At 70.9% G+C, this 11,284-nt stretch carries 10 protein-coding genes; 4 read left to right on the top strand and 6 right to left on the bottom strand.

What is annotated here, in order from left to right; genetic code table 11:
• Positions 1-77: 77 nt before the first annotated feature.
• Positions 78-1,568, bottom strand: coding sequence for a signal recognition particle-docking protein FtsY (ftsY, locus tag ACYVF3_RS15845; RefSeq protein WP_461154984.1), 1,491 nt, complete (start codon positions 1,566-1,568; stop codon positions 78-80).
• A 126-nt stretch (positions 1,569-1,694) separates the two neighbouring features.
• On the opposite strand from ftsY, the gene ACYVF3_RS15850 reads away from it, so the two are divergent.
• Together ACYVF3_RS15850 and ACYVF3_RS15855 are read left to right on the top strand one after the other, a co-directional pair.
• Positions 1,695-2,885 carry an anhydro-N-acetylmuramic acid kinase gene (locus ACYVF3_RS15850; RefSeq protein ID WP_461154985.1) on the top strand — a complete coding sequence of 397 codons (1,191 nt, stop codon included), beginning with the start codon at positions 1,695-1,697 and terminating at the stop codon, positions 2,883-2,885.
• An 8-nt stretch (positions 2,886-2,893) separates the two neighbouring features.
• Positions 2,894-4,393 carry a sodium:solute symporter gene (locus ACYVF3_RS15855; RefSeq protein ID WP_461154986.1) on the top strand — a complete coding sequence of 500 codons (1,500 nt, stop codon included), beginning with the start codon at positions 2,894-2,896 and terminating at the stop codon, positions 4,391-4,393.
• 66 nt (positions 4,394-4,459) lie between these two features.
• On the opposite strand, the gene ACYVF3_RS15860 is transcribed toward ACYVF3_RS15855, so the two are convergent.
• The gene (locus ACYVF3_RS15860) at positions 4,460-5,152 is read right to left on the bottom strand and encodes a hypothetical protein (RefSeq protein ID WP_461154987.1); all 693 of its coding nucleotides are present in this window, start codon (positions 5,150-5,152) and stop codon (positions 4,460-4,462) included.
• 200 nt (positions 5,153-5,352) lie between these two features.
• On the opposite strand from ACYVF3_RS15860, the gene ACYVF3_RS15865 reads away from it, so the two are divergent.
• Positions 5,353-5,676, top strand: coding sequence for a zf-HC2 domain-containing protein (locus ACYVF3_RS15865; protein WP_461154988.1), 324 nt, complete (start codon positions 5,353-5,355; stop codon positions 5,674-5,676).
• 29 nt (positions 5,677-5,705) lie between these two features.
• On the opposite strand, the gene smc is transcribed toward ACYVF3_RS15865, so the two are convergent.
• The 3 genes from smc to ACYVF3_RS15880 form a co-directional block, all read right to left on the bottom strand.
• Entirely contained in the window at positions 5,706-9,356 is a 3,651-nt protein-coding gene (gene smc / locus ACYVF3_RS15870) for a chromosome segregation protein SMC (RefSeq protein WP_461154989.1), read from the bottom strand.
• 88 nt (positions 9,357-9,444) lie between these two features.
• Entirely contained in the window at positions 9,445-9,735 is a 291-nt protein-coding gene (locus ACYVF3_RS15875; protein WP_461154990.1) for an acylphosphatase, read from the bottom strand.
• A gap of 30 nt (positions 9,736-9,765) precedes the next feature.
• Complete coding sequence (locus ACYVF3_RS15880) at positions 9,766-10,371, bottom strand: hypothetical protein (RefSeq protein WP_461154991.1); 606 nt, start codon at positions 10,369-10,371, stop codon at positions 9,766-9,768.
• On the opposite strand from ACYVF3_RS15880, the gene ACYVF3_RS15885 reads away from it, so the two are divergent.
• Positions 10,354-10,542 (top strand): hypothetical protein, encoded by a 189-nt coding sequence (locus ACYVF3_RS15885; RefSeq protein ID WP_461154992.1) that lies wholly within the window; start codon positions 10,354-10,356, stop codon positions 10,540-10,542. The genes ACYVF3_RS15880 and ACYVF3_RS15885 overlap by 18 nt on opposite strands.
• A 1-nt stretch (position 10,543) precedes the next feature.
• Here ACYVF3_RS15885 and ACYVF3_RS15890 read toward each other — a convergent pair whose 3' ends face one another.
• Positions 10,544-11,158 (bottom strand): nucleoside/nucleotide kinase family protein, encoded by a 615-nt coding sequence (locus ACYVF3_RS15890; protein WP_461154993.1) that lies wholly within the window; start codon positions 11,156-11,158, stop codon positions 10,544-10,546.
• Positions 11,159-11,284: the final 126 nt, after the last annotated feature.

Raw genomic sequence — 11,284 nt, forward strand, 5'->3', positions numbered from 1 at the left:
CATTCGAATCGGGTCTGGACGGACGAAGCCCCCGGGAGCCTGCGCGGCTCGCCGGGGGCTTCGCGGAGGAACAGGGGTCAGTTGAGGAGGGCGTCCACGAACGCCTCCGGCTCGAACGGGGCCAGGTCGTCCGCCCCCTCGCCGAGACCGACGAGCTTGACCGGCACGCCGAGCTCCCGCTGGACCTGGAAGACGATGCCGCCCTTGGCGGTGCCGTCGAGCTTGGTCAGCACGATCCCGGTGACGTCGACGACCTCGGAGAACACGCGGGCCTGCATGAGCCCGTTCTGCCCGGTGGTGGCGTCGAGGACCAGCAGCACCTCGTCGACCTGCGCCTTCTTCTCGACGACGCGCTTGACCTTGCCGAGCTCGTCCATCAGGCCGGTCTTGGTGTGCAGCCGGCCAGCGGTGTCCACGAGCACCGCGTCCACACCGCTCTCGCCGCCCCGGCTGACGGCCTCGAACGCGACGCTGGCCGGGTCGGCGCCCTCGTCGCCTCGGACCACCTCGGCGCCGACGCGCTCGCCCCAGGTGGCCAGCTGCTCGACCGCCGCGGCGCGGAACGTATCAGCGGCGCCGAGCAGCACGTTGCGGCCGTCGGCGACGAGCACCCGCGCCAGCTTGCCGGTGGTGGTGGTCTTGCCGGTGCCGTTGACGCCCACGACCAGCAGCACGGCGGGCTTGCCGCCGTTGGCCGGGTCGCCGTGCGGCAGCGCGCGCACGGAGCGCTCCATGTCCTTGCCGAGCGCGTCGACGAGCACCTCGCGCAGGACCGCGCGGGCCTCCTCCGAGCTGCGCACCGCGCGCGAGGCGATCTCGGAGCGCAGCCGCTCGGTGATCTCCGTCGTGGTGGCCGCGCCCAGGTCGGCCATCAGCAGGGTGTCCTCGACCTCCTCCCAGGAGTCCTCGTCGAGGTCACCCGCACCGAGCAGACCCAGCAGGCTCTGCCCGAAAGTCGTGCGGGAACGGGACAGCCGGCCGCGGAGCCGCTCCAGGCGTCCGGAGGTGGGTTCGATCTCCTCGGGCTCGACCGCGGGCGCCTCCGGCTCCGGAGGAGCGGTCGGCGCGGGCTCCGCCGGGGCCGACGGCTGCGCGGGCACCTCCGGCTCGACCGGGGCCTCCGGCTCCGCAGCAGCATCCGGCTGCGCGGGGACCTCCGGCGTCGCAGCGGCGTCCGGCGTCGTCCCGGACTCTGCCGTGGCGGTGTCCTCGGGCAGCTCCACGTCGACGATGCCGCGCCGCTCGGTGTCGCGCGGGACGGCCGCGTCGTCACCGACGCCCGGCTGGCCCTCCACCTCGGTGCGCTCGTCGACCGGGTGCTCCGGAGCGGCGGGCCCGGCGCCGGCGGATTCGGTCTCCGGCTCGGCCGTCGCGGCGCCTCCGCTGGCGAAGCTGATGCCGCTCCCCGCCTTGTAACCACCGCCCTTGACGGCGGGCGGAGCTTCCGCTTCGTCCTTCTCGCGCAGGCTGATCCGGCGGCGGCGGTTGAGCACCACGCCGACGACCACGGCGATCACCAGCACGACCGCGGCAATCGCGGCGATCAGAATCAGGGTTGAGGTGGGCACCCGAGCATCCTCCCACCTGCTCTAACCGCTCCGGCGAGGCACCTGCCGGGCAGTCACGTGAGCAATTCACCAACAAAGGCCACAAAGTGCTTGCTTTTTCATGCCCGTGTGCAATACACCACAGGTATGCGCTGGTGGCGAGCGGTGGGACTGCTCTCGGGAACGTCGATGGACGGCATCGACGTGGTCGCTGCGGATCTCCGCCTCGACGGCGAGACGATCGAGCTCAGACCGCTGGGCGAAGGCACCCTCGACTACCCCGCTGAACTGCGAGAGCAGCTCCTTTCCGCGCTGCCGCCCGGCGACCTCGACGCGGAGGCCCTCTGCCGGCTGGACACCCTCGTCGGCCGGTCGTTCGCCGACGCCGCCCGCCTCGGCGTGCACCTCGCCGACGGCGAGGCCGACTTCGTCGCCTCGCTCGGCCAGACGATCTACCACTGGGTCGAGGGCGGCCGCGCGCTCGGCACCCTCCAGATCGGCCAGCCCGCCTGGATCGCCGAGGACACCGGACTCCCGGTGATCTCCGACTTCCGCACCCGCGACGTCGCCGCCGAAGGTCACGGCGCCCCGCTCGCCGGCGTCCTCGACGCCCTCTGGCTCGCGGGCGAGGGCACGCGGCAAGCCGGACCGCAGATCGCGCTGAACATCGGCGGGATCGCCAACATCACCGTGGTCGGGGGAAGGGAACCCCTCGCCTACGACACCGGCCCCGGCAACGCGCTGATCGACCTCGCCGCCCAGCAGCGCACCGGCCACGCGCAGGACACCGACGGGGCGCTGGCCGCCTCCGGTTCGGTGCGCGACGACCTGCTCGCGACCCTGCTGGACGACGACTACTACCGGCTGCCCGCGCCGAAGTCGACCGGCAAGGAGCACTTCCACTCCGCCTACCTCGACCGCGCGCTCGCCGGTCTCGACGACCCGATCGGCGACGGCGACCTGCTGGCGACGCTGACCGAGCTGACCGCCCGCACCATCGCCGACGCCTGCCGGGCCGAGGACGCGTCGCGCGTCGTGGTCGCCGGCGGCGGCGTGCACAATCCAGTCCTGCTGGCGGCACTTCGCCGACGCCTGGACGTCCCCGTGCTGGTCAGCGACGATCTCGGAATGCCCGCCGACAGCAAGGAAGCGCTGCTCACCGCGCTGCTCGGTTTCCTGACCTGGCACGGTCTCCCCGGCAACACCCCGGGGACGACGGGGGCAACCGGTCCCCGGATCCTCGGCAGCATCACGCCGGGTGCCACCGGCCTGCGCCTGCCCGAACCCGCCACCACCCCGCCACGGCGGCTGATCATGCGGTCCGCCGCAACCAACTAGGAGGCCAGATGCGATCGCTCGACCTCGTCGTGATCGGGTTGTACCTGATCGCGATGCCGGCCCTGGGATTGCTGCTCAGCGGCAAGCAGAAGAGTTCGCAGGACTACTTCGTCGGCGGCAGGCAGCTCCCGTGGTGGGCCGTGTGCTTCTCGGTCGTGGCCACCGAGACCTCGACGCTGACCGTGATCAGCGTGCCGACGGTCGCCTACCTCGGCAGCTTCACCTACCTGCAGCTGGCAATCGGCTACCTGATCGGCCGGATCGTGGTCTCGTTCGTGCTGCTGCCCCGCTACTTCGCCGGGAACCTGGTCAGCGCCTACGCCTTCCTCGGCCAGCGATTCGGGACCGGCCTTCAGGGCACCGCGTCGGTGACCTTCCTGATCACCCGGTTGCTCGCCGACGGCCTGCGGTTGTTCGCCACGGCGATCCCGGTGAAGGTGATGCTCGCGGCGTTCGACGTGCACCTGTCGTACTGGCAGATCATCGCCCTGCTGGCGGTGCTGACCGTGATCTACACCTACTTCGGCGGGATCAAGGCCGTGGTGTGGGTCGACGCGATCCAGATGCTGGTCTACGTCGGCGGCGCGATCCTGGCCGGGATCATCCTGTTCGGCAAGCTGCCCGCCGACTGGTTCTCCAGCGCGATGGCCGAGGGCAAGTTCCAGCTGCTGGACTTCTCCTCCTCGATCATCACCGACCAGTACGCGTTCTTCACCGCGGTGATCGGTGGTGCGGTGTTCGCGATGGCCTCGCACGGCGCCGACCAGCTGATGGTGCAGCGCCTCCTGGCGTGCAAGGACCTCAAGGACGGGCGGCGGGCGCTGATCGCCAGCGGCTTCGTCGTGGCCCTGCAGTTCGGGCTGTTCCTGTTCATCGGCACCATGCTGTGGTCGTTCTACAAGGGAGCCACCCCGGACTCGATGGGTCTGGCCAGCTCTGACGAGCTGTTCCCGCAGTTCATCGTCAACGACCTGCCGCCGGGCGTCTCCGGACTGTTCATCGCCGGCATCCTCGCCGCCGCGATGAGCACGCTGGCGTCCTCGCTGAACTCGCTGTCGACCTCGACGGTCAGCGACCTCTACCAGCGCTTGGCGAAGAAGCCGCTCGACGACACCGCGATCCTGAAGATGGGCAAGCTGTGGACGCTGGTGTGGGCAGTGGTGTTCGTGGCGTTCGCGTCGATGTTCACCAGCACCGAGGACCCGGTCGTCGAGGTCGGCCTGAGCATCGCCAGCTACACCTACGGCGCGCTGCTGGGAGCGTTCCTGCTGGGTCTTCTGGTCAAGCGGGCCAAGCAGGCGGACGCGATCATCGCCTTCGTCGCGACCATCGCCGTGGTGCTGTTCTTCGCCATCGGGGTCAGCTTCCCCGACGGTGAAGGCGGCGAGACGTCGCTGGCCTTCCCCTGGTACACGCCGCTGGGCGTGATCGTGACTCTGGTCGTGGGCGGCCTGCTGTCGTTGCGGCACCGCAGCGACGAGGTGCAGCGCACGCCCGAATCCGTCTGAGCACAAAGGAAATCGCCCCTGATCACTGCCGCTTCAGCGGTGGTGATCAGGGGCGATTCTCGTTCGTCAGGCGAAGGCCAGCGGCAGCAGGCCGAGCAGCAGCACCAGCACGAAGATGCCGATGCTGACGCCGATGGTCAGGCCCAGTCCCGGCGTCTCCTGCGGTCCCGGGCCGATGTTGCCGTCGACGAACACGATCGCCGGTGCCCGGTAGAAGACGTCGAGCTGCTGACCGGCACCGACCGGGATCACCGCGGTCGCGTGGCCGATCTTCCACAGGTAGTTCACGTGGACCACGATCTGGTACTGGCCGGGCGGCAGGTCGATCGGGTTCTTGCCCCAGGTCAGCACCGGACCCGGCTGACCGTTGATCGTCACCTGCGGCTTGAACAGCAGGAACAGCCAGGTCAGCCAGTGGTAGGAGCAGTCGATGAGCAGCCGCCCCATCCCGGGGGCCGGCGGCGGGAACTGCGGCGGCATCTGCTGCTGGGGCATCTGCTGCTGGGGCGGCATCTGCCCCTGCGGGGACATCTGCGGCATCGGACCGGACTGCGGGTAGCCGGACTGCGGGTAGCCGGGCGGTGGTCCCTGCTGGGGATAGCCCTGCGGCGCCGACTGCGGGTACCCCTGCTGCGGATAGCCCTGGGGCATCGGCTGCTGCGGCATCGGGCCGGAAGGCGGGCCGTACCCGGGCGGAACCTGCCCGCCCTGCTGCGGATACGGCGACTGCCCTGGCGGCGGGCCGTACGGGTTGGTCATCAAGATCTCCTAGTGCCTGCCTCGGTCCCCGCGCTCGGGGTGGTGCTCGCGGGAGCACGACGCCGACTCCTCGCCCGGTGAGCTGCCGGATCACGCACATCTTCGCGCATGCGTTCGCCTGGCCCCAACCCCCCGTCCGCAATCCCTGCGCACCGCCTCTTCAGCACTGCCCGCGATGAGCCGATCATGGAGCAATGGGGATGTTCGCCAGCAACGACAGGTCAGGGACGGCGACGGATCACGGGGACTTCCAGAACCGGCTCGACGCGTACGCGGCCGGGGAACTCGACGACGTCGGCTGGCTGATGATGCGCACGCACCTGGCCGAGTGCGCCGACTGCCAGGCCGACCTGCGCCGGCCGAAGCTGTGGAACCGCGCCGCGCCGCAACGCGTCATCGCCGGGCACGAGGTGCCGCGTCACCAGCCGCGCGAGACCGCACCCGGCTGGACCGTGGCGCTGGGCATCGTCCTGGTCGCGGTGCTGGTCACCTTCGGCATCGGCTACGCCCTCGGTGGCCTTTAGAATCCGCGAACCCGCTGTGAGGTGACCCCTCAGTCCAAGACCGAGGCGACGTCGCCTTCCTCCGGCGCGCCTTCGGGTTCGGGCTCGCCGGAGGACACCTCCTGCTTGCCCTTCAAGCGCTGCGAGATGACCTGGGTGATGCCGTCGCCGCGCATGGTCACGCCGTAGAGCGCGTCGGCGATCTCCATCGTCGGCTTCTGGTGGGTGATGATGATCAGCTGCGAGGCGGCGCGCAGCTGATCGAGCAGCGTGATCAGGCGCCGCAGGTTGGTGTCGTCCAGCGCCGCCTCGACCTCGTCCATCACGTAGAACGGCGAGGGGCGGGCGCGGAAGATCGCCACCAGCATCGCGACCGCGGTCAGCGACTTCTCGCCACCGGACAGCAGCGACAGGCGCTTGACCTTCTTGCCCGGCGGCCGCGCCTCGACCTCGACACCGGTGGTCAGCATGTCGCTCGGGTCGGTCAGCGTCAGGCGTCCCTCACCGCCGGGGAACAGGACCTTGAAGACGACCTCGAACTCCTTGGCCACGTCCTCGAACGCCGAGCTGAAGACCTCCAGGATCTTCTCGTCGACCTCCTTGACCACGCTGAGCAGGTCGCGGCGGCTGTCCTTGAGGTCTTCCAGCTGCGTGGACAGGAACTTGTAGCGCTCCTCAAGCGCCGCGAACTCCTCCAGCGCCAGCGGGTTGACCTTGCCCAGCAGCGACAGGTCCTTCTCCGCGCGCTTGGCGCGTCGTTCCTGGGTGGCGCGGTCGTAGGGCACCGGTGGCGGGGCGCTGACCTCGTCGCCGCGCTCCTTGGCCGCCTCGTACTCGGCGAGCTCGGCGGGGCTCGGCGGCACGGCGACGGTCGGGCCGTACTCGTCGGTGAGGTCGTCCAGCCCGATCCCGAAGTCCTCGATGATCTTGGTTTCGAGCTGCTCGATGCGCAGCCGCTGCTCGGCGCGCACCACCTCGTCGCGGTGCACCGCGTCGGTGAGCTTCTCCAGCTCACCGGAGAGCTCGCGGACCCGGGCGCGGACGACGCCGAGCGCCTGCTCGTGCTCGCTCTGCTTGGCCTGCGCGACATCTCGCTCTTCGGTCGCGGCCTGCAGGGACACGGTGATCCGCTCCAGCGCGGTCCCCGCGCCGCTGACCACGGCGCGGGTGACGCGAGCGGCGCGTTCCCTGGCTTCGCGGGCGTGCTCGGCGCGGGCGCGGGCCTCGCGCTCGTGGCGGGCGGCGCGGCGCAGCTGGTCCGCCTTGCCCTGCACGGCTCGGGCGCGCTCCTCGGCCGTGCGCTGGGTCAGCCGGGCGTCCATCTCCTGCTGGCGCACCGTCGTGAGCTCGGTGGAGAGGCGATCGCGCTCGTCGGTGTCGGGCTCGGCGGCCTCTTCTTGCTCGTTGTTCACCGCGTCCAGGCGCTCTTCGAGCTCCGCGAGCTTCGTCAGCGAGTGGTCGCGGGTCTGCTCGACCTTGACGCGCTGCTCCGAGATCCGCTCGACCTCGGAGGTGGCGTTGCGGGCCGCGCGCTGCAGGCTCGAGAGCCGCTCGGTGCTGCGGGCGCGAGCGACCTTGGCCTCGTTGATCTGCTCCTCGGCGGCACGCGCCTCCGCGCGCCGCGATTCCTCCTCGGCCCGTGCGCCTTCCAGCGCCGCCGAGTGCTGCTCCAGCCTGCGCTCGGCGGCGGCGAGCTCGCTCTCGGCTTCGTCGACCGCCGCGCGGACCTCGATGACGCTCTGCTCGTCATCGGAACCGCCGGTGGCCCAGTGCGCGCCGAGCACGTCACCGGTCGAGGTCACCGCCCGCACGCTCGGGTGCGACTGCACGACCTCCCGCGCGGCGTCCAGCGTGTCGACCACCACGACCTGATCCAGGGCGCTGAGCACCGCTCCCCGCAGCTCGTCCGGAGCGCTGACCAGGTCGACGGCCCAGCGGGCTGACCCGGGTAGCTGCGGCCAGTTCGAGCGGTCGACGTCGGCGTCCGAACCGATCACCACGCCGGAACGGCCCGCGTCGTCGGACTTGAGCAGGTCCAGCGCGGTCACCGCGTCGGTGACGCCGCGCACCACGACCGCGTCGGCCACCGCGCCCAGAGCGGCGGCGAGCGCCGCCTCGGCACCGGTTTCGACGGTGAGCAGCGCAGCGACCGAACCCAGCAGGCCGGGCACGCGGTCGCCCGCAGCGAGCAGCGCGCCTGCGCCGTCCTTGCGCTGCAGGCCCATCGACAGAGCCTCGACCCGGGCCTTCCAGGACGCGATCTCGCGCTCGGCGGCGCGCTCCTGCTTGACCAGCTCCTCCACCCGCGCGCGGGCGGCGTCGCGGGCCTGCGCGGCGTTCTCGCGGCGCTCCTGCAGACCGGCGTCGTCGGAGTCGTAGCCGCCGCTCTCCTCCTCGGCGTCGGCCAGCGCGCTGTTGGCCTCCTCGGCGCGCGCGGTGGCCTCCTCCAGGGATTCGCCCAGCCGCTCGATCTCATCGGCGCTGTCGCTGACCTTGCCGCGCAGCGACTCGACCTGACCGGACAGCCGGGCCGCTCCCTCGCGCCGGTCGGCGATGGCGCGGACCGCCGCCATGTGCGCCTGTTCTGCCTGCTTGAGCTGCGATTCCAGCTCGGAGCGGCGCTGCACGACGTCCTGCAGCGCTTCCCGGGCCTCCTCGACCTGCTCGCGCAGCTCGATCTCGTGCTCGGCGGCTTCCTCGGCCTCGGCGTCGAGCTGGTCGGGATCGCGGCCGGGCCGGTGCTCCTCGGGCTGCTCGGTGAGGTGCCGGAGCCGTTCCTCGGCCAGCCGAAGCGTGCCGCGCAGGCGCTCTTCCAGCGCCGACAGCCGGTACCACGTCTCCTGCGCCTTGTTCAGCCGCGGCGCGTCGGCCGCCACCGATTCCTCGAGGGTCTTCTCCTCGGACTGGGAGAACTGCAGCGCCCGCTCGACCTCGGTGCGCTTGGCGCGCGCGGTCTCCTGGTCGGCCTCGTCGCGGGCCAGATCGGCGCGTGCGGTGACCAGGTCGTCGGCGATCAGCCGCAGCCGGGCGTCGCGCAGGTCGGCCTGCACGGTCTGCGCCTTGCGCGCGATCTCGGCCTGCTTGCCCAGCGGTTTGAGCTGCCGCCGCAGCTCGCTGGTGAGGTCGGTCAGACGAGTCAGGTTGGCCTGCATCGCGTCGAGCTTGCGCAGCGCCTTTTCCTTGCGCTTGCGGTGCTTGAGCACGCCGGCGGCCTCTTCGATGAGCCTGCGGTTCTCGTCCGGCTTGGCCTGCAGGATCGACGCCAGCTGCCCCTGACCGACGATGACGTGCATCTCGCGGCCGATACCGGAGTCGGAGAGGAGTTCCTGCACGTCCATGAGCCGGCAGGTGTTGCCGTTGATCTCGTACTCGCTGGCGCCGTCGCGGAACATCCGGCGGGTGATCGAGACCTCGGTGTACTCGATGGGCAGCGCGCCGTCGGAGTTGTCGATGGTGAGCGTGACCTCGGCGCGGCCCAGCGGAGCGCGACCCGCGGTCCCCGCGAAGATCACGTCCTCCATCTTGCCGCCGCGCAGGTCCTTGGCGCCCTGCTCACCCATCACCCAGCGCAGCGCGTCGAGGACGTTGGACTTGCCGGAGCCGTTGGGTCCGACGACGCAGGTGATGCCGGGTTCGAAGCGCAGCGTGGTGGCCGAGGCGAAGGACTTGAACCCCTTCAGCGTCAGGCTCTTGAGATACACGGCTGCCGTCGACCTTCCCGTCGGTTACGCGACCACGTCCGCGAGACTCTACCGTCGATCTCGTCGGCCTCGACGCAGAACCGCTGGTTCAGCGCTCGACGAAGCCGGTCAGGCCGCCCTTGGGTTCCATCCACAGCTCGGCGACGTGATCCACCCGGCCGGGCGTGTCGCCGGAACGCAGTGCTTCCAGGAGCTTTTCGCAGTTCTCCCGCGTTCCCTCGGCGACGACCTCGACGCGGTTGGCGGGAAGGTTGGACGCACTGCCGACCAAACCCAGTTCCAGCGCCCTGGACCGCGTCCACCAGCGAAAACCCACGCCCTGCACATGTCCGTGCACGCGCGCGATCAGTCGTGCCCGCTCCGATTCCGTCACGGTCACCGATGATGCCGCTCCCCGCCCCGGCTCACATCACCGGCGGCCGATCGAGACGAATCCGACCCCCGGTATGATCCGCCAGATCCCGGCGCGCGCCGGAGACGGCGGGGGACGAGGACAACCGACACGAGTTGGGGCACCGATGGACCCGTTAGACGTGGAAGACCCGGACGCCCGGCCGAAGCGCCTGGTGATGCTCGCCGCGTCCGGCATCGCCGCGGCCACCATCTTCGCCACGACCGCCGCGGTCGTGGCCGGATCCCAGCAGCAGGAGTCCGCCGGACCGGACATCACGCTGCACCCCACCACCACCCGCAGCAGCGCCACGTCGTACACGACGCCGCCGCCGATGCCGCCGGGACCGCCGATCACCGGCACCACCAGCTCGGAGACCTCCAGCAGCATGGAGACGTCGACGGAGAGCAGCACGTCGTCGTCGACGACGCCGTCGGCCACGCCGCCACCTGCGCCGCCGACCACCACGACGCCGCGTCCGACTCCGACCCGGCCGTCGCCGACCCGCCCTCCGACGAGCCCGCCGACGACGACCAACCCGCCGACCACCACAACGCCGTCCACCACGAATCCGCCGCCCCACGCACCCAGCTCGACCAGCAGCTGATGTCGCTGGAAGTGCACGCGTGCCGGTCGCTGTGCTCGTGGCACCGGACGCCCAAGGAGCTCGACGGACTTCCACTGCTGGCCTGCCGAGGGTGCGGTTCGCAGTGGGTCCGCAGCGAGGCGTGGACGCCGATCGACCACACCGGCCGCATCCCCGACGACGTCCGCGCGGAACTCCGCGAGCGCTGAATCAGCTCGGGTCGCCGCGGACCACGAGGTCCGCGCGTTCCCGGGTGGGGGCGACGATTCCGGCGTTGCGCTCGTCGCTCCGGTGGACCCACTCGGCTGCGGCTTCGGGGGTTCGGCCGTAGCGGACGTGCCGGTCGATCAGCCGCTGCACCCGGATCTCGTCGTCGGGCGCGAGGAACCAGCACTCGTCGAGCAGCCCGCGCACCGGGGACCAGGGCGGGGTGTCCAGCAGCAGGTAGTTGCCCTCGGTGATCACCAGCGGGACGTCGGGTTCCACGGCGATCTCGGCCGCGTAGGACTCCTCGACGTCGCGGTGGAACTGCGGGGCGAACACGGTCTCCGAGCCTTCGCGGATCCGCCGCAGCAGCGCGACGTACCCGGCGGCGTCGAAGGTGTCCGGCGCGCCCTTGCGGTCGGCCCGGCCCAACCTGCTCAGCTGGGCGTTGGCCAGGTGGAACCCGTCCATCGGCACCAGCACGGCGGAGCCCGCGACCTCGCTCAGCACGCGCTCGGCGACGGTCCCCTTGCCGGCCCCGGGCGCCCCGGCGATCCCGAGAACCCGCCGCTCACCGCTTTCCGCCAGCACCTTCGCCCGCGAGATCAACTCCGAGTACACGACCCCACCCTAGTTCCACGCGCTCTGAGACCCGGGCACGAGTTGGACACCGCCTCACCAAGTCCCAGTTTTAGTTGTGATGTCCGGGGAGGTTGTCCCGGTGGGTTGTCCGTAGACAGGTGAAGG

The sequence above is a fragment of the Saccharopolyspora tripterygii genome, from assembly GCF_054778355.1.